The 20,851-nt window shown below is 43.1% G+C and carries 18 protein-coding genes; 9 read left to right on the top strand and 9 right to left on the bottom strand.

Annotated features, from left to right (window positions below):
• The first annotated feature begins 38 nt into the window (after positions 1 to 38).
• The 4 genes from OZ660_RS17175 to OZ660_RS17190 all read left to right on the top strand — a co-directional run bounded on the left by OZ660_RS17175 (position 39) and on the right by OZ660_RS17190 (position 4,201).
• A complete protein-coding gene (locus OZ660_RS17175; RefSeq protein ID WP_274741766.1) occupies positions 39 to 1,430 on the top strand; it encodes a M28 family metallopeptidase in 1,392 nt (463 codons plus the stop codon).
• Positions 1,431 to 1,485: 55 nt separating this feature from the next.
• On the top strand, positions 1,486 to 2,547 hold the full coding sequence (locus tag OZ660_RS17180; RefSeq protein WP_274741767.1) for a substrate-binding periplasmic protein: 1,062 nt from the start codon (positions 1,486 to 1,488) through the stop codon (positions 2,545 to 2,547).
• A gap of 234 nt (positions 2,548 to 2,781) precedes the next feature.
• Positions 2,782 to 3,261: a nuclear transport factor 2 family protein gene (locus OZ660_RS17185; protein WP_274741768.1), complete on the top strand. Its 480-nt coding sequence runs from the start codon at positions 2,782 to 2,784 to the stop codon at positions 3,259 to 3,261.
• Between the two features lie 109 nt (positions 3,262 to 3,370).
• Positions 3,371 to 4,201, top strand: a complete 831-nt coding sequence (locus OZ660_RS17190) for a helix-turn-helix domain-containing protein (RefSeq protein ID WP_274741769.1) — start codon at positions 3,371 to 3,373, stop codon at positions 4,199 to 4,201.
• 1 nt (position 4,202) lies between these two features.
• On the opposite strand, the gene OZ660_RS17195 is transcribed toward OZ660_RS17190, so the two are convergent.
• From OZ660_RS17195 to OZ660_RS17220, 6 genes are all read right to left on the bottom strand, one after another.
• Positions 4,203 to 4,805, bottom strand: a complete 603-nt coding sequence (locus OZ660_RS17195; RefSeq protein WP_274741770.1) for a TetR/AcrR family transcriptional regulator — start codon at positions 4,803 to 4,805, stop codon at positions 4,203 to 4,205.
• A 243-nt stretch (positions 4,806 to 5,048) separates the two neighbouring features.
• Complete coding sequence (locus tag OZ660_RS17200; protein ID WP_274741771.1) at positions 5,049 to 6,401, bottom strand: S41 family peptidase; 1,353 nt, start codon at positions 6,399 to 6,401, stop codon at positions 5,049 to 5,051.
• Between the two features lie 93 nt (positions 6,402 to 6,494).
• Entirely contained in the window at positions 6,495 to 7,028 is a 534-nt protein-coding gene (locus OZ660_RS17205) for an acyloxyacyl hydrolase (protein WP_274741772.1), read from the bottom strand.
• 197 nt (positions 7,029 to 7,225) lie between these two features.
• On the bottom strand, positions 7,226 to 7,567 hold the full coding sequence (locus OZ660_RS17210; RefSeq protein WP_274741773.1) for a glutaredoxin family protein: 342 nt from the start codon (positions 7,565 to 7,567) through the stop codon (positions 7,226 to 7,228).
• 106 nt (positions 7,568 to 7,673) lie between these two features.
• Positions 7,674 to 10,376 carry an ATP-binding protein gene (locus tag OZ660_RS17215; protein WP_274741774.1) on the bottom strand — a complete coding sequence of 901 codons (2,703 nt, stop codon included), beginning with the start codon at positions 10,374 to 10,376 and terminating at the stop codon, positions 7,674 to 7,676.
• Positions 10,377 to 10,533: 157 nt separating this feature from the next.
• Positions 10,534 to 11,382, bottom strand: coding sequence for a PEP-CTERM/exosortase system-associated acyltransferase (locus OZ660_RS17220; RefSeq protein ID WP_274741775.1), 849 nt, complete (start codon positions 11,380 to 11,382; stop codon positions 10,534 to 10,536).
• Between the two features lie 231 nt (positions 11,383 to 11,613).
• On the opposite strand from OZ660_RS17220, the gene OZ660_RS17225 reads away from it, so the two are divergent.
• From OZ660_RS17225 to OZ660_RS17235, 3 genes are all read left to right on the top strand, one after another.
• Positions 11,614 to 12,603, top strand: a complete 990-nt coding sequence (locus OZ660_RS17225) for a substrate-binding periplasmic protein (RefSeq protein WP_274741776.1) — start codon at positions 11,614 to 11,616, stop codon at positions 12,601 to 12,603.
• A 111-nt stretch (positions 12,604 to 12,714) separates the two neighbouring features.
• On the top strand, positions 12,715 to 13,593 hold the full coding sequence (locus OZ660_RS17230; RefSeq protein WP_274741777.1) for a dienelactone hydrolase family protein: 879 nt from the start codon (positions 12,715 to 12,717) through the stop codon (positions 13,591 to 13,593).
• Between the two features lie 271 nt (positions 13,594 to 13,864).
• Positions 13,865 to 15,607 (top strand): diguanylate cyclase, encoded by a 1,743-nt coding sequence (locus OZ660_RS17235; RefSeq protein ID WP_274741778.1) that lies wholly within the window; start codon positions 13,865 to 13,867, stop codon positions 15,605 to 15,607.
• A gap of 81 nt (positions 15,608 to 15,688) precedes the next feature.
• On the opposite strand, the gene OZ660_RS17240 is transcribed toward OZ660_RS17235, so the two are convergent.
• From OZ660_RS17240 to OZ660_RS17250, 3 genes are all read right to left on the bottom strand, one after another.
• Positions 15,689 to 16,411 carry a hypothetical protein gene (locus OZ660_RS17240; RefSeq protein WP_202262618.1) on the bottom strand — a complete coding sequence of 241 codons (723 nt, stop codon included), beginning with the start codon at positions 16,409 to 16,411 and terminating at the stop codon, positions 15,689 to 15,691.
• 199 nt (positions 16,412 to 16,610) lie between these two features.
• On the bottom strand, positions 16,611 to 17,873 hold the full coding sequence (locus OZ660_RS17245) for an alpha/beta hydrolase-fold protein (protein ID WP_274741779.1): 1,263 nt from the start codon (positions 17,871 to 17,873) through the stop codon (positions 16,611 to 16,613).
• Between the two features lie 143 nt (positions 17,874 to 18,016).
• Positions 18,017 to 18,592, bottom strand: coding sequence for a GrpB family protein (locus OZ660_RS17250; protein ID WP_274741780.1), 576 nt, complete (start codon positions 18,590 to 18,592; stop codon positions 18,017 to 18,019).
• A 314-nt stretch (positions 18,593 to 18,906) separates the two neighbouring features.
• Here OZ660_RS17250 and OZ660_RS17255 point away from each other — a divergent pair, with 314 nt between their 5' ends.
• Both OZ660_RS17255 and OZ660_RS17260 read left to right on the top strand, forming a co-directional pair.
• Positions 18,907 to 19,464 carry a GbsR/MarR family transcriptional regulator gene (locus tag OZ660_RS17255; protein WP_159627473.1) on the top strand — a complete coding sequence of 186 codons (558 nt, stop codon included), beginning with the start codon at positions 18,907 to 18,909 and terminating at the stop codon, positions 19,462 to 19,464.
• Positions 19,465 to 19,475: 11 nt separating this feature from the next.
• The gene (locus OZ660_RS17260) at positions 19,476 to 20,849 is read left to right on the top strand and encodes a cytochrome ubiquinol oxidase subunit I (RefSeq protein WP_274741781.1); all 1,374 of its coding nucleotides are present in this window, start codon (positions 19,476 to 19,478) and stop codon (positions 20,847 to 20,849) included.
• Positions 20,850 to 20,851 lie beyond the last annotated feature (2 nt).

A 20,851-nucleotide genomic window follows, 5' to 3' on the forward strand; every position in this document is an offset into this window, starting at 1 on the left:
TATTCGTTATGGTTAAAACACAAACAATGGAGAAAACAATGATAAAAAACCATTCTAAATCGGTATTACCTACTCTTTTAACCGCACTGTGTGCCTCATTTCTGCCGGCCTCGTTTGCACAAACGAATAATAGCGAACAATCTCAATCGCTTTACGATATTGCCAACGCCATTTCACCGGCGCGAATTGAAAGCGACATTACTACCCTAGTGAACTTTGGCACGCGTCATACGCTCTCTGAAACAGAGTCGAATACACGTGGTATCGGTGCTGCAAGACGTTGGATAAAGGCAGAATTCGAAAAGATATCTGCACAATGCGGTGGCTGCTTAGAAGTGTATTTCCAGTCTGAAGTTATAAGCGGTGAAAAGCGTATTCCAGACCCTGTTGAGGTGGTGAGCGTAATTGCGATTCAGCGAGGCACGACTGATCCCGACCGCTACGTTATTATGTCTGGTGATATCGACTCACGCGTATCTGATGTGATGGACTATACCTCTGACGCACCAGGTGCAAATGATAATGCGTCAGGTCTTGCGGGCACATTAGAAGCTGCACGGGTGCTAACACAGTATAAATTTAATGGCAGTATTGTCTATGCGGCGCTTGCCGGAGAAGAGCAAGGTTTGTTTGGTGGGCGCATTATGGCTAACAAGGCCAAAGAAGATGGCTGGCGCATTAAAGCAGTATTGAACAACGACATGATTGGCAACATCGAAGGTGTTAATGGTGTTATTAATAATACCACCGCGCGTATTTTCGCCGAAGGCACTCGCGTAACCGAGACAGAGTCAGAAGCAAGACGCCGTCGCTTCACCGGTGGAGAAGTAGACTCACCAAGTCGAAATCTAGCCCGTTATATCGACAAAATCGCCGATCAATATATTGAAAATCTAGACACTATGGTGGTGTACCGATTAGATCGCTTTGGTCGTGGAGGTCATCATCGTCCTTTCAATGACTTGGGCTATCCGGGTATTCGCATTATGGAGACAAACGAAAACTATACTCGACAGCATCAAGATCTACGCACAGAAAACGGCATTGTTTATGGCGATACGCTAGAGGGTGTGAATTTTGACTATGCGGCAAAATTAACGGGGCTTAACGCGGTGTCGCTAGCGGCAATGGCGTGGGCACCCAATCCTCCAGCCAATGTCACTATTGAAGGTGCCGTTCAACCGTCAACCACGCTGAAGTGGGATACACTAAGTGCGACGCAGAACCCTCAACTAAAAGGTTATAAAGTGTATTGGCGCCATACCGATGCGCCGCAATGGGAATACAGTAAGTTTGTAGGTAAGGTAACAGAGGCAACACTTGAGAATATTGTTATCGATAATTACTTCTTTGGCGTAGCCAGTGTGAACAACGATGGCATTGAGAGTGTTGTGGTATACCCGGGTCCTGCGGGAAGTTTTGGTGAGTAACAGCATCGCATTGGATTAAACCTTTGTTGTGCATTACAGTGTAGTAAAAGCATGTATGCAGTACGGAGACATCATCTTGCCTAGCGTTTCACTGGTTCGTTCATCGCGCATTTTTATTAAAACAATATCAACACATCGCCGTGTGTTGACCGCCTTACTGCTAGCCGTGTCATGCCTTATGCCAAAAGCTGTGTGCGCTGCGACTACATTGGCAGCATCGCCGTTTGAAACTTACGTTAGTGATGACGGCGAACCTGCTCGGCTAAACGCTATTGTCAGTCATGCTTTTGCGCAAGCCAATCTGAGCGTTGATCTTCACGTGATGCGCGACGCGTTCTTGGGCAGCGCCGTGTTAACTGGCAAAGTAGACGGTAATTTTGCCTACGTGAATTTAGGTGAGAGCACCGATGACTTTTTCATGTCTGACATTTACTTACCGATACACCTATATGCTGTTAGCAAGCGTTATGATGTCGAAAACGTACGACTGTTTCCGCATTTAAAAGATAACCGCGTAGCAATTGAAAACCGATTTGCTAATACGCCCACCTTTCGCGCACTAAAGGAAATAAAGTGGTCACGAAACCCCACCACTTTCGACGCGTTTCGCCAGCTTGCTGATGATAGAGCGCCCTATCTTGTAACAACTAAACTGCTAGCTGATGAATTTAACTTGCTGCTGGCCTATGACGGTGAAGAATTGTTGCACTTTTCTGCTAAACCCATGGTAAAAACTGGCTTTCAATTGGCGATAAGAAAAACAGCAAGCAATGCACAGCAAACCATTACCGCATTTAACGACGCCATTGTTACCCTGCAAGACAATGGCACGTACAACGTACTGTTGAATAAACCTTGGTTAACCAAAGATATCGATAATGATGGGGTGGCTGATTATGTCGGCGCGTCGTCCGTAACCCGCCGTTCCCATTTGGTAGAATATGCGTTCTCTCTTGACGGGAAGCCAGTGTCAGCAAAAAGCCGCTTTTATATTGATGGGATGCAATACGCCACTATTGAAGATGCACAAAGTGCACTTACCCTTTCTGAAACATCGTTACAGCAAGAATCTCAGCTTGACGCAACCATTTATCGAAACCTCATTCGCAAATGGTAGCGGCAACCTTTAGTATCATGCCTTAGAGCCCTGCGTTCACAAGCCTCTAGCCACACTCGCTTTTTAAATCAGTTTACTCCAATAAGCGCCTATACATCGTTAGAAGGCGCTTTCTGCACCTTATTTCTTATTTAACCATTTTTTGGCTAAGTCTTAGCAAAACAAAATGTATACAGATCTGTCTACTTTAAACTAGAATCAAGTTGTTCAATAAAACACCAAAGAGACCTTCTTATGAGCACAAGTGAAGAACAACGTCATCCCCTTCCTCCTTTTACGAGAGAAAGCGCTACTGAGAAAGTGCGCCTTGCTGAGAATGGATGGAATAGCCGTAATGCAGAAAAAGTATCACTCGCCTACAGCGAAAATACCCAGTGGCGCAATCGCTCTGAATTTATTAGCGGCCGTGAAGAGGCTAAACGCTTTTTAGAGAGAAAGTGGGTAAAGGAACTTGATTATCGCTTAATCAAAGAGTTATGGGCTTTCGAAGAAAACAGAATAGCCGTGCGCTATGCGTATGAATGGCACGATGACTCGGGAAATTGGTTTAGATCGTATGGCAACGAAAACTGGGAATTCAACGAGAATGGACTCATGACAAATCGCTTCGCTGCACTGAATGATGTACCAATTTCAGAGTCGGAGCGCCTATTTCATTGGCCGCTTGGCATTCGCCCAGATGACCACCCTAGCCTTTCAGAGCTAGGCTTGTAAGCAGAGCATAAAGTAGACAGACAAGTACAAATTCATTCTTAAGCTGTCGTGGCGATTCTCGCTACGGGAATGGGGTTTGATTAGTCAAACATTGATTGCGAGATAGATTATGAAAGATATTAGCGAATTACTCACCCAACACTCCTTTGACAGCTCTATTAATCACGTAGGCCCATTAGCTGGCATTAAACACTTTAGTGGCGCAGGCCAGCTACACCTTTTAGAGAAAGGTGCTCTTAAGGTATACCGCCAAGGTGGCAACGAGGTACTGTTAGATAAGCCATCGCTTTTGTTTATGCCTAAACCCGTTAAGCATCATATAGAATCTATCAGCGATGAACCTGTGCAACTTATCAGTGCGAGTATTAAATTCCATGTGCCAACACCAACTTTGGTGTTAAATGCACTTCCCGATGAACTCTATCTTGAACTAAGCCATGACAATGCTATTTCATGGACAATAAAGTGGCTTCTTGACGAAATTCGTGAGCATCGCTTTGGAAAATCGACCATGATTGACAGATTAGGGGAAATGTTCATGCTACAAGTGTTGCGCTATGCAACAGAACATGGACAACTTCACCAAGGTACGCTACTTGCCATTAACCACCCGCAACTGTCAAAGGTTATCGATGCAATTCATGCTGATCCTGCGCGTAATTGGACACTGGAATCATTAGCTCAACTAGGCGCAATGTCGCGTTCAAAATTTGCAGAGTCGTTTAAAGACGCTGTAGGACAAACTGCTAATGACTACATTACGTCCCTGCGATTGGCTATGGCTCAGAAGCTACTTAAAGCTGAAAAGTCCGTTAATTATGTGGCATATGAAGTGGGGTATGAACACGGCTCAGCCCTTGCGCGCGTATTTCGCAAGAAATTAGGGGTATCGCCAATGCAATGGCTGCAGCAAGAAAACAGTCAATCGCTAGTCGCTTGATTTATCCACGCTGGCGCTCTGTGCTCTGCGCCCGTAGCAGCATAAGCGCCATATCTTTCGCTATTTCACCGGCTTCTGCAAGGTTCGTTGTATGCGCACTAACAATTGCACCATCGGCAAGGAGCGCTAGCTTAATCGCGGTCTCCTTCGGCTGTTTGAGTGCTAAATTTCCAATTAACTCTTCAATGTATTGAATGACCACTTTTTTATGCATTGTGCATATCGCATGGATGGGATCGTCCTGTCGCGGATACTCAGCCGACGCATTAATGAACATACATCCTGAAAACGTCGACATTTGCGTCCACTCTGTAATAGCATCAAAGAAGGCTAGAATTCGGCAATAAGGTCCCTGATTGCTTTCTGTTTTTTCGAATTTAGCCACCAAGCGTTTAAGCATCGACATAAATTCATCATCTCGACGCTTAAGCGTAGCAATAATTAGCTCATCTTTTGATTTAAAATGGTTGTATAGCGTTCTTTTAGCAACACCTGACTCCGCTAACACCGCATCAATACCAGTACCTTTTATTCCCTGGCGATAAAACAGCTTTTGTGCCGTTTCGACCAAATGTGCTTTCTTTGACTTCTTGGTAGTATCCATTGTCTCTCTCTAAAGCATACTATTATGTATACTAAGAACGGTTAACACGCTTAATTATTGCAGTTTTTACTAATATTAAACTTATACCATTATGTCTACTTAAGATAGCAGCAATCATCGATGAAAGAGTTCATTACCTGTCGCGTTCACTTCACCTTGTTTAACTAAACGACGCCCTTCATGCTTTGCAAGAGTGACATGGTATGCAGATTATCTTCTTTTCGAAGGTGCAATAGAGAGTGTTTATATACATTGCTGAACTACGTCAGGCAATGCGACATCACAATATCCAAAGTCAGGTACTACGGGTGTTATTTGCTTTGTTCCATTTGGTCTAATAAGTAAAAAGCGAGGAGATATCATCTGCAATCCACTGTGTGTCAATTGAGTAAACTGTATTCCACCACTTTGTGTACTTCGGCCTCCTGTTGGATTTCCTACTAGCTGAGCAAATCCGTAATCCTGTAAGGTATTGGCGAAGACAATAGAAGATGAGTAAGTACCGGTATCAATGAGCACCGTCGTTCTACCCCGAAAGAAGTTTTCGAGATCGGGTTCTGGTTGAATACTTCGGGTATTTTCACCTCGCTCGATATTGCTTACCACTTGGCCGGGGTCTCGATATTTCAGTAAAATTTTAGACTCATAAAAGGAGAAATGGCGATAGGGCTTATCTGCTATGTAACGAAGTATGCCGGCCATCCACATATTATCGTTGCCACCGCCATTATTGCGGATATCGATAATGAGATGACCGATATTTCTGCGCTTAATTTCTGCAAAGGTACTGTCCATAAATTGGAGAAATTGTGTTATGTCGTCCCATGCAAAAGTGTTAAGCGTTAGTAGCGCCGTCTCGGCATCGTAAGTCACATTAAAGACCTCTTCAAAAGTGTGCTTTTTAAGATGAGTAGGGATTGCTGCTTTCGCATTTACGGTTATCTTTTGCGTTTCTGCTTTGTGAAATAGTTCAATATCAAACGTTTGATGCGGACCATAGGTCATAAAGAAAAGGCGGTTGAATTGGCTTTGTAAGACGTGACCTCGAAACTGTGGTGTATCTCCGTGTGTATTGACCAACAGTTTGTTTAGAATGCTCGTTGCACGTTCACCATTTACTGACTCAATTCTAGCGCCTTTATATTCACTCGACTCTTCAGACAAATCTCGCAAGATAAATAGGCTTCCATCTTTTATCTCTACTTCAAATGGAAACAGCGCTGTGCCTTCTGTTATCCATTGGCGCCACTGTTTTGAGGATCCATGGCCCACCTTTATATGTCCATCTGCGAGTATTGAGTTAAGCGGTGCCATTTTTTGCCACAACGCAAGAGCGGATAATGGCTCAACTATACTGGCCTTTATGCGCGCATACTCATCGTAAAACACATCCACATTTTCAATACTGTGTGTGAGATCGGGATGTGTTTGATGCAACCAATCAAACCATTGCTCCATGTCACTTTGTGCTTGTTTGGCGGTTAATTGTTGACTAAATGGAGTGTGCTTTGTCGTTTGTGCATTCAATACTGAGCAGTTAAGTAATACACCAAAACATACAATAACCTTGAGCATGTGCCAGCTTTTCTTAGACATTTATTTTTAATTCCTTTTTTCATTTCCCTATTGGTCGTAAAAGGAAATAAAAAGGTTTAAATTCAAGAATTAAAAATATCCGATGTTTCTGCGCTAATATGCTTTTGAAAAGGAAAAGCTGATAAAGTCGAGCCCAGGATTCGGCTTTTTAAAGCCCGCATTAGAGTAATGAAAATAACGTAACGCGACAGAATACTCTCGCGTCTCGCCAAATCGATACCCAACACCTAACCGATCCTCGAACTGATAGTGTGTACTCACGTCCTTTCCGGCAAATTCCGTGTCATCGAGTAAAGAAAGGCCAATTCCTACTTCACCGTATAGTTCACCCTCCATACATTCACAAAATGTGTACTGAAGAACTGGAGATATAGAGACAACAAAGTTTGAGTCGTAGTGATCTGGCGTACCATACTTCCAAAAGTTAACACTACTTTCAGCATACACCTTTATTCTTGGGTCAAAATCGTAGCCCTTTAGGATATCGAAACGGTAAGCGAGCTTGATGCCCTCCACGTCTCCCTCACCTCGTATATAGTCAGCGGAAATTTCACCTGCGTGCGCGCAAGCGATATTCATCGATATGAATAAAAGTGATAATCGAGCAATGCGATTTAACGTAAACATATTTCACCCCAAGTGTCTTATCTATTGGGGGGAATATTGCCGCTTTTAGCAGTACCAAACTTATCCATTCGTACGCTGTTTTAGACAAATCGCACCAACTTGTGGGTGATATAGGTCGTTACTTACGCACCACATATATTTGTGATGCGTGAGTATCTTTAAAAAATGATATTTGCTTGAATGTATCTATTTTTTTACTAAGCGGGTTTGTACTTTTCTATGTATGCAACGATGTCTGCAGACTCATACAACCACTTTACTTTTGATCCTTGCTCTATTCTGAGGCATGGCACCTGGCGCTTGCCTCCTTGCTTTATAAGCTCTTCGGCATATGCCGCACGCATTGTAATATCCCTTGTGGCTAGTACTAGCTGTTTCGATTTGAGGTAAGACGCCACATAACGACAAAATGGACACGTTTTGCGGTGATATAACGTAAGGCCTTCGTACCCGGGAGTCACTTCTGAAGAATTGTTGGATATCGCTTCGGATACCAAAGCATTGTGTTGCTTTTGCGTGCGCTTTTTCAAACTAAACATAGTCTCACCTTTCATTTAAAGGCTTAACCATATCGCACAAAGCACAATGGGCAGCCCCCAAAACGCCAAAAGCTGAGCCCATTTTGCTAATAAACGAAAAAAACGTCTATTTGTACATTTCCAGAATTGTGAGTAATTCCTCTCCATCTACAGGCTTTGAAACGTAATTCGAGAACCCTGCTTTTAAGGCTTTAACGCGGTCTGAGGTGTACGCATAGGCGGTCAGTGCTACGGCATCAAGCGATGCTATTTGCTTAATTTCGCTAGCGCGAATTTTAGTAATAAGGCCTAACCCATCTAGCTCGGGCATTCCTATATCGGATAACAGCAAATCAAATGCTTCAGGCATATCATTCACTTCTTTCCATGCCAACAAACCATTTTTCACCACGTTAACTCTGGCGCCATTGGATTCCAAGAAAAGCTTAATAAAATCGCGAGCGTCTTGTTCATCTTCTGCGACCAAAATGCGTAAACCTTCTAAGCGGCGCGACGCAGTGAGATCGCTTATCTCAGCATTTTTGGTTTCAATGATATCTTCGTGAAGATTCAAGGGTGCAATAGGTAAAGACACGAAGAAAGTAGTGCCCGTATTGGGGCCATCACTCTCAGCGTAAATCTCGCCGCCGTGCATTTCCACTAAGCTCTTTACTATCGAAAGGCCTAGCCCGAGCCCATGTCGGTTGTGCTCGTTTTTACCTTGATAAAAACGTTCAAACACATGGGATAATTGCTCTCGGGTCATTCCCTTTCCATTGTCTTTAACTCGGAACAAATAATTGGAATGCTCTCGCTTACCCAGCACATGTACCGTTCCCCCTTTTGCGGTGAACTTAAGTGCGTTACTTAAAAGGTTATTAATGACTTGCTTAATACGAAGGCTGTCACCAAGAATTTGAGTGTGTTCGTCATCGCACGCTATGCTAAGTTGAATATTCTTACTGGCAAAGCCAGCCTCGAACGATTTCGCAACTTCAGAAATGGCGTTAGCTACTTTCAGTGAGTGAGTACTGAGCTTCATGGTGCCCGAGATAATGCGTGATAAATCGAGAATATCGTTAATAAGCGCAGCTTGAGTTGAGGCAGCACGTTTGATCACCCCAAGCGCGTCAGTCATACGATCAATATTATTCACATCCATCAATGCTAAATCGGTCCACCCTACTATCGAATTGAGTGGCGAGCGAAGTTCATGGGAAATGCTAGCAAGAAATTGATCCTTCGCTTTATCGAGCTCTTCCAATTTACTGATTTGCTTATCCAAAGACGCCTTAAGGCTTAACGCATAAGGGATAAATAAGTGATCGAAGCCTTCAATAATAAGTTTGTCGTCTTCTGTCCATTCTAGCGACTCATCAGCAACACTTTGCAAGTACATATCAAACGAATTACGTGGTGTCAGCGATTTACCCACGTCTTTTCGAGCCGCTTCTTTCCCTGCCCAACGTATTGTTTTATCTTTCTGTTCTCTAAACCAAACCGTGTAATACCCCAATTTAGAAGAAACGCACGATATATACATACCGCGGATACCATTCAAATCCCGGGTTTCGCTAACTTCATCACCAAGCCGATTAATCGCAATTGACTGCTCAGAGTTCGCTATAGCAAACTTTTCTAACAGGAAGGCTAATGTTGAATCTGAAGGTGTTTTCCCTGTGGCATAGTTACCGGTTGGCGTAACAACCGCCATACCGCAAGACTCTGTCACTTCAAGCAGTTGTTTTTCTTTTTGCGTTATTGCTTCAAGTGGATTCGAGTAAGTCGTTAGTTGATGAACAATGTTATTGAGCATGCGTTGTCGAATTTGAAACTGCTCTTTTTTTTCGTGTAATGCTTTAGTGTGGAGTTGCCATGCGTAAAGGTGACCAAGCGATTCACACACCAAACGTTTCTTCTGGTCGATGTATCGTGGCGTATTATTATGACATGCCAACAAGCCCCATAACCGCCCTTCAAATACCAAAGACACGGAAAACGACGAACGTATGCCCATATTCTTCAGATATTGAATATGGATAGGAGACACTGAGCGCACCATTGACATAGACAAATCAAGCGGCGGTCTGTCATCGTCGATTAAGCTAGGCACAAGACCAATTGGACTTTCTTCTACATCGTAAACGCATCGCACTCTATTTCGAAGGTATAGCTCTCGAGCTTGCTTTGGAATATCTGAAGCCGGAAACTTTAATCCTTTAAAAGAACGAGCATCAACGTGGGTAGCTTCGCCAATGACTTCTCCGCAATAGGCTTTATCAAATTTATAAACCATCACTGAGTCGAACCCGATATAGGATTGGAATACACTTGCTATAGCATCGGCAACGTCGTTGATAGACTCGCAATGTTCTACGTCAGGCAATAGTGGACGAATATCCACATCCATTGGCACCCATTGTTTCGCCGCTTCGTAACTCAGTTGTGGTGTAGGCTCAAGCTCAATGACCAACAAGCCATTAGAGTCAAATGCAACACCACTGCCCTCTTTTTCCCAGTCTTCCAGGTGTAGAGCATTTTCTGCGAATTTCCACTGATAAGCACGACGCGTTTTGCTGCTGACAACAGATTGGTGAATAGTTAAAAAGGTGTGCGCATCTGGGGAGGGTATATCGATAAGCTCTGTAATGAGCGTTTCACCGGGAACAATATCAACCTTGAAGAGTTGAGATATATTCTCACTGACAACCTGAATTTTTTTGTCGTTCGGGTTCACCGCGATTACATAGCCAAAGCTTTGGACACTTTCAATAAGATGAATAGCCTCGTCGTCACAGTTTTGCAGTGTTGTTTGTTCTCGTGTACCCATTACAGTGCCATTTTACTCGTTTCTTTCTATGGTGAGGTAGATTCCAAAACACGTCAATTAGTAATTATCCTAGTACACCACTTTTTCTCAATTTAATTATACACTTGCAGTGAATATTAATTTTTTTGAATAGCATTAAAACCTTATGGCTTTAATGTTATCGAAGGCGCTTTTTTATTTCTTTTACAATTTGTTGATGATTTAACGATTGATCGATGGACTCAAATAACAAATTGAACCCTCTACTCAACTTAAACGGAATTGTCTTTACTCTGACGTAAAAGGGTGCTCGACGTCCAAAATAGTCGGTTTCAGGGTCGACTTGCTCAAGCGGAAAGCCGATAAACCTGAGACTCTTTGCCAAACGAGGTTCAACCATAATAAAAGCATGATTAATATTGTTTTTTAGCAATACCGACATCGCAGTAAAGTACAAACCGATCGCCACATAGGGATAGCATTGAATCTCGTTTTTGAGGGAGCGTGTTGAGCGGCGAGCTTTCTTGTACTCAGATTTAACGTGCTTACGCCGAAACTCTCTGGGTACAGCAAGACGAGAAATCTCAGCTATTTTATCTTGCCGCAAATCATCAGGGCTAATGTCTTCTTCGTTAAACCCATTTTCTAAATAGTGTTGCATTGGAAGCTGTTGATTTTCGTTTTCAGGCCGTACTACTCTGACTGTACCGGCAAGTTTTCCTGTTGCCCGATGCTGCAAAAAACAATGAATAGAATATCTGTCAAATTGATCTGTCTCTAGTAGCGTTTCTCGGCGTTGTTCAAGCCCCAACTCTTCGCTGAATACGTCGTGACGAATCGAAAAAGTGTTATTTCTTTCCTCTTCGGTTTCAGCCACTTTCGGCGTAAAGATATGAGGAAAATGCTCGCTTATCTCTCGCACTTTCTTATCAGCAACGTTAGCCATAACTTTTTTGACAACTGGACCAGCTAATAGGCTCGATAATCCTTTTTCGAATTTCTTTTTAGATGTTGCTTTAGTAGCCATAAATACAATCCGATATCCGATTTGAGGCTTTGTGAACTAGGAGGGACCCAAAGTGAAAATGATTATCGCCCTTATTGCGCTACTTATCTTTACGCCACATTGTGAAAAAACGTTCAGCTAGTATTTGGTGTAACTAAGAAGCAAGCTGCATTGCTTTTGTGTAATTTTTGAACAAAACTTGACGTAGATTACGTACGAATCTGCATAAGTTAAGTCAATGGGTAGCCAGTAATGATATCCCCTAATGTCGATCACCTCGATTTAGCGCAACGGCCTATCGTCAACAGTCTTTTGCTGTTGAGCTTGTTTTTTTCTTTTACTGTATTCGCCTCTACAGATACTACAAACACCACTTCCACTCATGAAATTCAGTCGATCAAGATAATTCCAAGCAGCAAACTCGATTTTCGTTCCCACGAATACTACTCATCGCTTCTTAAACTAGCATTGGATAAAACGGCAAACGAATACGGAGAAGCGAAACTCGTCGAGACAGAGGGAAAAATGATGCAAGACAGAGCATTTAATGGCCTGAGTTCGAGGAGCACTATTGACGTATTTTGGTCTGTTACCTCTGCGTCGCGCGAAGCACAGTCAATTCCAATTCGAGTGCCATTACTAGAGGGCATTATGGGTTACCGCGTATCACTCATTCGAAAACTCGATACTCATAAGTTTGCAAATACTAATGAATTAAGAAAGCTCATAGCGGGTCAAGGTCACGATTGGCCTGACTTGGAAATCTTAAGTGCAAATGGATATCTTGTTTGGGGAGCGAGCGATTATGACTCGCTTATAGATTTATTACGTAAGAAAAGAATCGACTATTTTCCACGAGCAATTAATGAAGTGGTGACAGAGTACAATTACCATCAAGACCCCACTTTAGCCATTGAATCACAATATCTGCTGCACTATCCCTCATTTATGTTTTTCTTTGTTTCGCAAAACAGTCCTGAGTTAGCAGAACGAATTGAACGAGGTCTTCAACTAGCAAAAGCAGATGGAAGCTTTAATGACCTGTTTGAACAGTACATTGACTTGGCAATACTCAATGCGACTCTTGACCTTTCAAACAGAACGATATTAACGCTTCAAAACCCCTTCCACTCGATAAAAACAAGACAACTTAGCGAATGCTTTAGATATGAAGGACCGATAGCGGCTTTGATAGATGAACGCGCTCCTTTGTCAGAAGCAGCTTGCGCATATTTAAAATAATAACTTGTTGGTTGGGCTGTTTTAATTTACTACTGTCTAGCAAAGTGACTTGCGCTTAATGCTATCAGTAACGTTTTACTTGCCTTACCTGAACAGCTATGAGGTACCGTTATGTGTGATGAAAAAACCGAATTAGATATTCAACAAAACTTGAATGAATCCACGTTGAATCGTCGCGACTTTAACAAATTACTCGCGTTAGGCGGTTTGGCATTAAGCTTTCCGCAATTCGCTATTTCAAGTGACAACGTTCAGTCCAAAGACGTTATTGTTAACACCCCCTCCGGTAACGCTGATGCGTATTTTGTGCATCCGAAAAAAGGTAAATATCCTGCGATATTAATGTGGCCAGATATTAAGGGGCTTCGCCCCGCTTTCAAACAAATGGCAAGGCGCTTGGCAAGCAGTGGTTATGCCGTACTTGTAGTAAACCCCTTTTATCGTGACGTTACAGGGCTAGCACTACCAGAAGAAATTAGTTTTCCGTCAGAAGAAGCATGGGACATATTAAGGGCTTATCGAGAACGCTTAACTACCAATGCGGTCACTGAAGACGCCAAAGCATTCTTTGCATTTTTGGACAAACAACCAAACGTAAATACAAACGTTGGCGCTGCGGCAATGGGATACTGTATGAGCGGCGCTTTTGTTATGCGCGCGGCAGCTGAAATGCCAGACAGACTTAAGGCCATTGCCAGCTTTCACGGTGGTGGATTAGCTACCGACTCACAGGACAGCCCACACCACACTGTAGTTCGCTCAAAAGCTGCAGCATTGCACGCCATTGCTGAAAACGATGATGCTAAAGCCCCTGAAATGAAAAGACTATTGAAAATGGCGTATAACCAAGCTCAACTTGAAGCAGAAATCGAGGTCTACGAAGATACACTGCATGGATGGTGTCCACCCGACTCACGAGCATATAATGAGAAGCAGGCTGACCGCGCATGGGATAGAGCGCTTGAATTATTTAATAAACATCTAGTTTAGTCTTTGTGTAGAGGCGATGATTATCGGTGTAGCGCTTTTAATGACATAATCGAGTAAGTCATCACTAACTTCTTCACAGAAGCAAGGCGCCAATCAAAAATTATTACTTCCTCAATGCCAGTAATTCAGTTAGTTTAGTGACATTAGCCGCGGCGAGCCCAACATTGTTATACAACCGTTTGTTTTGCCAACTTGCTTAGCCACTTCACATTAATAATAACTATTTGGCAGCACGTTACACCGGACGTTTAAGTGCTTGAGAGTGTTAACAATGCATTTAAGATGTCTGTTGCTTTGTTTAATTTTCGGTTTACTGTCGCTACCTGTACATGCGGTTGAGCGAGACCAAGCTATTATCGATTTATCGCAACATAAAGCCCTTACAGCTGGCAAATACGCCAACTTTTTTCAAGAATCTTCCGCCCCCCTTACCTTACAACAAGCCATCGAACAGTTTGATTCTGCTCCTTTAAACATGGGAAGTGGCCAGTCATTGTCGCTGGGTATAAGCGTAGCGCCCGTGTGGCTGAAAGTGAGGCTATTACTTCCCGCAAACGAAGACCCGTTATATCGCATAAGTGTAGAAACACCTTGGCTTGACCATATTGACGCGTGGCTTGTTCATGAAGGAGAAGTTCTGCGACACGTGCGCGGCGGCGATGCGTTGGCCTATTCAGACAGACCCATGCAATATCGTTATTTTGCCTTCGAGTCATCAATACCAGCTGGAGAAACCGTACTTTACATGCGTGTTGAAACAGTAGGCCCCATGGCAATTCCCTTGTATATCTCAGAGGCGAAACTTGCTACTCAACGCGATGTATCGAGTGGTTATCAGTATGGTTTTTTGTACGGCATTATGGTTGCCCTCGCTATCTATAATTTAATTATTTATTTTAGTATTCGACATCGAGAGTACGGGCTTTACGCGTTATATCTTTTAGGTTTTGTGGCAAACAGTCTCTCTTATACCGGGCAGCTTCACACGTGGGTTATCCCTGATTGGGGCCCTTATTTTCAAGATTGGATGGATATCTTCTTGATGATCACGTATTCAATTGCCGGGTTGCATTTTGCGCGGGTGTTGTTAAATACGCGTCTTTACGCCCCGCTTCTAGACAAACTTACCATAGGCGTCACTGTCGTTATTCCCATTGGCATGCTTATAAGTGCAGCGTTAAATCAATTGACCATTGCATTGCTGCTTGCTTTTATTCTTAACAGTAGTTTTGCCGTTCTGTTCATCGTGCTAGGGCATCAGGCGTTGAAAAACGATGTGCCGGCAGCACGCTTATTCCTTGTTTGTTCAGTGACCGCAGCCACATGTATCTGTATATCAACAGCGGCAGTGTGGGGTTTAGTGCCTTATAACGATTTCACTTTTAAGCTCATAGAACTCGGTGTGGCGTTTGAGGCAATTTTCTTGGCGTTTTTGCTTGCCCAGCGTTTTAGATTAGCAGAAATAGATAAGCAAATTGCTGAGCGCAGTGCACGCCAAGACGCGCTTACGGGGTTGAATAACCGTACGGGCTTCGAGCACTTAGTTTACCCAGTGTGGCATCAACTTGTTCGCAGAAAACGTGATTTATCCTTAGTACTGATTGACATTGATCACTTCAAGAATATCAATGATCTGTACGGGCATGCGATAGGCGATGAGGTGCTACGCTGCGTGGCAGCACTGCTTGAACATGGTAGCCGGCGTGGTGACATTATCGCGAGATGGGGAGGCGAAGAGTTTCTACTATTTCTTCCCGATACAAACGAAGCACAGGCTAGAACGCATGCTGAAAGGCTTCGGGTTCTGATAGAAGACGCCGTTATTGATAGTGGCGAAGCGAACATACAATTTACCGCAAGCTTTGGAGTATGCGGCACGAAAGACGGCTTGTTAAGTGAAACAAAGTTAAACGATGATGCATTAGAACATATTATCAACCTTGCCGATAAAGCGCTTTACGATGTAAAACAATCGGGAAGAAATAGCGTTCAAGTTGCAAGTGAAGTGCTTTAGGCAATGTAAGAAATAGCGTGTTTTAATACGAAACCGTGCAATGCAGAGGCGATGTACCTGCCTCTGCAATACTTTTTAGAACTAGGTTGGCGTAAAGGCCATATTCATTGACTGTTGTTTTTCGGCTTTGTGCACGTTAAATACAATAAAAAGCAAAAATGTAGAATACAGTGACGCTAATGTAACAATATACCCAGAAGCATCGACCCCGCTTGTAAATACCATGCCACTAATAAGCGCAATAGGCGTATAAGATACACCGTTTTTCCAGTGTTTTAGTAACGCGTACCAAATCTGCTCCCCTTGATGGCGGGAAAGGCTCAAGCCTTTACAAAAATGGGCTAAAACGTACGGCATTATCTGAGTAACAAAAACTAACACCCCTGCTAGCACTACGCTTATTGCCTCCATTGCGCCAAATTGCATATTGTTAATGGGCATACTTGCTGCCCCCACCTGCTGCAAGGCTTGTGTTATCCAACCCGCAACCCCCATTCCCACCATGCTTAAAGCAAAACAGCCAATTAAAACGGGAAGAAACAGCGACTGTTGTAAGGAAAGCTCAGACAATACGCCGCTTAATGACCCCGTTCTGAACTTAGTGGTAACCACACACACCACAAGCGAAATAAGTGCGATATAAGCCGTCATCTTAAGGGCAAATAGCTCAAACGGTATGTTACATATCAGGTAGGACAATAGCCCTAGTCCAACACTGATAGCTGGGTTTTCAACGATAAACTGTGCCATATCCTTATAGGCCCGAGCATGTTCTCGGTAAGAGAGTTGTGTATGAATATGCATTGGGTCGACCTCAGTAGCAGAATCGCAACTATAGCGGTCAGGTTGAACAAAAAAAGTTAACTTTGCCCCATTAGGTATGCTAAATGAGACAAAGGTATTACAAACCATACGAAGTGAAGGTGATTGTCATAAGAAGCTGGCGCTTTCTGCGTAAGCGAAACCATAAACACAAAGCGATGAAAACGCGCGCTTAATTAACCTATTTCATTGTAGATTTAAGGTTATTTAAAGCCTCTTTAAAAATCATTACTCTGTGATCGTTATTTCTTCGGGCTAATTCCAGCGCTTTCTTACGATGTTTTAGCGCCATATCCTTTTCGCCTCTAGCCAAATACAAATCAGCAAGTGTGTCATAAGCATTAGCAGAGTGGGGATACAAAGACAGCCAATACTGCACAATGGATTCAGCCTCAGTGTAGCGTTCTTCATTTATTAAAACGTACACTATGCGTTTTAAGCGATTTCGATTGTAAAATCTTTCACCCTTGGGAAGCGCCATAAAGCCATATTGCTCACTCAACTCAGAAAAGTGAGCTTTAATATTACGAAGCGTGGCGCCATTTTCCCCAGCAACAAAATTGCGATAGTTAACATCCCATCTCTGAGCAGGAAAGATAAGTTCAAACCCTGACATTATTGCTGGCAAAACCGCCGCATAGGACTGCTTGTCGATTAATTCCCATTTAAACGAGACCTTTTGGGGCAAATATGGCGACAATGCTCTTTCTAGCTTTTCGTAGTCATCCACAATCTTAGGGTTACGAGCCGCGCCACCTTCCGGCATTGATATATATAGATATCGCTTGTCTTCTGACTGCTGCCTTACCGACTCTATTACTTTGTCAAAGATTGTTTCTTTACCGTAACCAACCGCTTTAAAGTCCGCTTGATTAATGACTATGTAACCAGAAAAAAGATGTGGCTGTTTCCAGAAGCTATGTAAGGTAAAACTTGCAGAAGGAGACAGTCCTATGAGCACTTTGAAGTTCGCTATTCGGTAGTTCTCTTCCAGAAAAGGGAGAACCTCATGTTGAATGAACGATAGGTATTGATCTTCTTTTCCACCAAACCACAAAGGATCACCGTTAGCGTTTATGGGTTTAGGGGTCATGTCTCTTCTGGTATCAGGTGCATTTTGAATGCCCACAACAATCGCCTCTGGCATTTGACTGTTCATCGCTTGAAATTGTGCAAATCCAGAAACACTGTGAAACAGCAATTCGCCATCTAGAACAACAATAAGCGGGTATGTAACCTTAGAGCCAGTTTCCAAATAATTGACCGGTAGTGAAACATCAATTGTCCGCTTCCCCTTCAGACTGTGCGACTCTATAACATGTCTAGACACATTACTAAATGCGCTTTGGCTTTGAGAATTATATATATCGTGCGACTCATTGGCGTTAGTTTTTGAGGCACTGACCAAGATGGTAAGGAAAATCCCAAACGTAATATAGCGCATCCGTTACTCCACGTAGGCAATTAGTAGAATTGCTTTTTAATAGCAATCTCTTAGGTCTCACTACCTTATCTATAATTGGTCTGGGTTAAGTAGAAAATAGATGAATACGCGTTTTTGAAGGATTAAAACGCGCATTCAAAGATTTAAGCCTGGCTTTGGGACTTTTCCCAAATCCGTGCATTTATCATAATCAAGTCACACACTGGATCTTTGATTTCACAGTAAGCGTCTCTATCAAATCTAGTGTGCTTAGATAACGACTGCTTCAATCTGGCATAGGCTGTCGCCGATTCAGGATGATTTCGCAGAAAATCTCTGAATAACAACGCATATTTATAATTTTTAGCACCTACTCTTCGAATATGGATATTCGCTTTAAAGCGCCATCGGTGAGTTACCCCCGGTAAGTAAATTTTTTTCCATTCATTTTCATCAGATTCGTTTGGCGGCAGGTGATCTTTACTTAGATAAGCATTTGAGAAACCGAAATCTTGTAAGGCACCGTTGATTACTTCGCAAACCTCATCTGAAACTTCTTTTACGCCGATTTGAATATCAATGCGATCTTTGGACGGCATATTTTGAATGGCAGTAGAACCAATATGCTCGATGCAATCAGCTAGTGTGCCCAAGGCTAAGCTTAAATCTTTTTTTGCCTGTTCAAATTGTTTAAGCCAAATTTCCTGATAGGGAATGATATCAATAGGGTCTCGTTTCATTGTCTTTGTAAGGGGATTCAGCCAATAGTGTTTGGACAAAAAGTCTAGGGGGAATGGTAGCCATGTCAATACCACGAGATTTTAATGAGACCAATGAAGACCGAGTGAGCATTGGAAAAGCGATTGCTGTCGTCCGCTTCAGACAATGAGCCTTTCAAAAATATTTTATAAACTAGCCTCAATAATCGATATCCATCAGATGTGATTATTATCACCACAAATGTGATTCCACAAACTAAGACAATAAATGTTGATCTAAATCAAACCACATTATAAACTTTCAGTAATTTCTGAAACTTCAGCAGGTAAAAAATATGAAGATGACTCCGCTTATCACGTCTGCGGTTATGCACTTTGGGGAAATGGGCAGCCGATGGGGTTTTAATCGCACTGTTGGGCAAATATTGGCGCTTATAGTGCTGAACGAGGAGCCCATTTCAGCACAGGAAATTGCTGACGCACTGAATATTTCTCGTGGGAATACTAGTATGGGTCTCAAAGAATTGCAGTCGTGGCGCTTAGTAAAACAGCACCTGGTCCCCGGTGAACGCAAAGAATTCTTTGTTCCAGCCGGTGATATATGGACATTGGCTAATCGCGTTTTTGAAGAGCGAAGAAAACGAGAAATCGACCCTACTATGAGTTTACTGCGCGACCTTCTTCTCGACACGCCAGCGAATGAAAAAGAAGCCAATGCGCAAGATAAACTGAACGAAATTCACGATTTACTCGAATCAATTACTGCATGGTCTGAAGAACTTCAGAATCTTGGGCCTGAAAAGTTAAATACGTTGATGAAGCTTGGCGCTGGTGTAGGCCGCATGCTTGAGCTTAAGGATAAGCTTCTTCCGGGGAAAAACAGCGTTAACTAAGGGGGCCTTCTGTGGATGCATTCTTGCTGTCTCGATTACAATTTGCGTTAAATATTAGTTTTCATATTCTCTTCCCAACCATCACTATGGCGATGGGATGGTTTTTGTTTTATTTCAAAATGCGCTCTAACCTGTCTGGTCATCCCGTTTGGATGCGCATGTACCGATTTTGGGTCCGTGTGTTCGCATTAAGTTTCGCCCTAGGTGTTGTAAGTGGCGTAACCATGTCATTTCAATTTGGCACTAACTGGCCGGGATTTATGGAAAAAGTGGGGAATGTGGCGGGTCCATTACTGGGCTACGAAGTACTTACCGCCTTTTTCTTGGAAGCGACCTTTCTCGGCATTATGCTTTTTGGTATTCGCCGCGTGCCTAATTGGCTTCATACCGCTTCAACATTGATTGTTGCTATTGGTACGACAACGTCAGCGTTTTGGATATTGGCACTGAATAGTTGGATGCAAACGCCGCAGGGCTACGAGGTCATCGACGGCGTGGTGTATGCCACCAATTGGAAAGAGATTATTTTCAACCCTTCATTTCCTTACCGCTTTGTACACATGATGCTGGCATCAGGCCTTACTGCTAGTTTCTTAATTGCAGGGCTTTCAGCTTACAGAATGCTTAAAGGCGATAATAAGCTAGCGCCAAAACTAGCACTCAAAACGGCCACTTATACTGCTGCTGTGCTTATTCCTTTACAAATATTTGCAGGTGATATGCATGGTTTAAATACCCTTGAACACCAGCCTCAGAAAGTCGCAGCGATGGAAGGCTTATGGGAAACAACTGAAGGCGCGCCTTTGCTTTTGTTTGCCATTCCCGATGAGAATGCGAAGGAGAACCACTTTGAAGTGCCTATTCCTTATGGAGCAAGCTTAATACTGACTCACGAACTAAAAGGCAAGATAAAAGGCTTAAACGAATTTGAAGGAGAGCATCCTCCCGTTGCGCCTGTATTCTTCGGCTTTCGCGTTATGGTCGGTATGGGCATGCTGATGTTACTTGTTTCATGGGTTGGTAGTGTTTACTTATTGCGCAACAAGCCGCTCCCCACTTGGCTTAAGCGCACTTTTGCGGGTATGGCATTTAGCGGATGGGTTGCCACACTTGCGGGTTGGTATGTCACTGAAATAGGTCGTCAGCCTTATCTTGTCAGTGGCGTCTTAAAAACGACTGATGCCGTTACGCAGTTGCCACCCAGCAACATCGCGCTGTCATTTACCCTATATGTGGTTATTTATTCGGTATTGCTCGTGGCGTACATGGGAACCCTAATGCTGATGTGTCGACGTGCGGTAGAGATTGAAGAGATCACAACTGAAGAGCGTGAAATCGCAAAAGCGAAAATGCAACCTACGAACCCAGACCCAGCAACGGTATAAGG

The sequence above is a fragment of the Alteromonas sp. 009811495 genome (genome assembly GCF_028865455.1).
Lineage (GTDB): Bacteria > Pseudomonadota > Gammaproteobacteria > Enterobacterales > Alteromonadaceae > Alteromonas.

Excerpts from the sequence above, each read along its gene's own strand:
- OZ660_RS17175 (WP_274741766.1), top strand. The coding sequence starts at position 39 with ATGATAAAAAACCATTCTAAATCGGTATTACCTACTCTTTTAACCGCA.
- OZ660_RS17180 (WP_274741767.1), top strand. The coding sequence starts at position 1,486 with ATGCAGTACGGAGACATCATCTTGCCTAGCGTTTCACTGGTTCGTTCA.
- OZ660_RS17185 (WP_274741768.1), top strand. The coding sequence starts at position 2,782 with ATGAGCACAAGTGAAGAACAACGTCATCCCCTTCCTCCTTTTACGAGA.
- OZ660_RS17190 (WP_274741769.1), top strand. The coding sequence starts at position 3,371 with ATGAAAGATATTAGCGAATTACTCACCCAACACTCCTTTGACAGCTCT.
- OZ660_RS17195 (WP_274741770.1), bottom strand. The coding sequence starts at position 4,805 with ATGGATACTACCAAGAAGTCAAAGAAAGCACATTTGGTCGAAACGGCA.
- OZ660_RS17200 (WP_274741771.1), bottom strand. The coding sequence starts at position 6,401 with ATGTCTAAGAAAAGCTGGCACATGCTCAAGGTTATTGTATGTTTTGGT.
- OZ660_RS17205 (WP_274741772.1), bottom strand. The coding sequence starts at position 7,028 with ATGTTTACGTTAAATCGCATTGCTCGATTATCACTTTTATTCATATCG.
- OZ660_RS17210 (WP_274741773.1), bottom strand. The coding sequence starts at position 7,567 with ATGTTTAGTTTGAAAAAGCGCACGCAAAAGCAACACAATGCTTTGGTA.
- OZ660_RS17215 (WP_274741774.1), bottom strand. The coding sequence starts at position 10,376 with ATGGGTACACGAGAACAAACAACACTGCAAAACTGTGACGACGAGGCT.
- OZ660_RS17220 (WP_274741775.1), bottom strand. The coding sequence starts at position 11,382 with ATGGCTACTAAAGCAACATCTAAAAAGAAATTCGAAAAAGGATTATCG.
- OZ660_RS17225 (WP_274741776.1), top strand. The coding sequence starts at position 11,614 with ATGATATCCCCTAATGTCGATCACCTCGATTTAGCGCAACGGCCTATC.
- OZ660_RS17230 (WP_274741777.1), top strand. The coding sequence starts at position 12,715 with ATGTGTGATGAAAAAACCGAATTAGATATTCAACAAAACTTGAATGAA.
- OZ660_RS17235 (WP_274741778.1), top strand. The coding sequence starts at position 13,865 with ATGCATTTAAGATGTCTGTTGCTTTGTTTAATTTTCGGTTTACTGTCG.
- OZ660_RS17240 (WP_202262618.1), bottom strand. The coding sequence starts at position 16,411 with ATGCATATTCATACACAACTCTCTTACCGAGAACATGCTCGGGCCTAT.
- OZ660_RS17245 (WP_274741779.1), bottom strand. The coding sequence starts at position 17,873 with ATGCGCTATATTACGTTTGGGATTTTCCTTACCATCTTGGTCAGTGCC.
- OZ660_RS17250 (WP_274741780.1), bottom strand. The coding sequence starts at position 18,592 with ATGAAACGAGACCCTATTGATATCATTCCCTATCAGGAAATTTGGCTT.
- OZ660_RS17255 (WP_159627473.1), top strand. The coding sequence starts at position 18,907 with ATGAAGATGACTCCGCTTATCACGTCTGCGGTTATGCACTTTGGGGAA.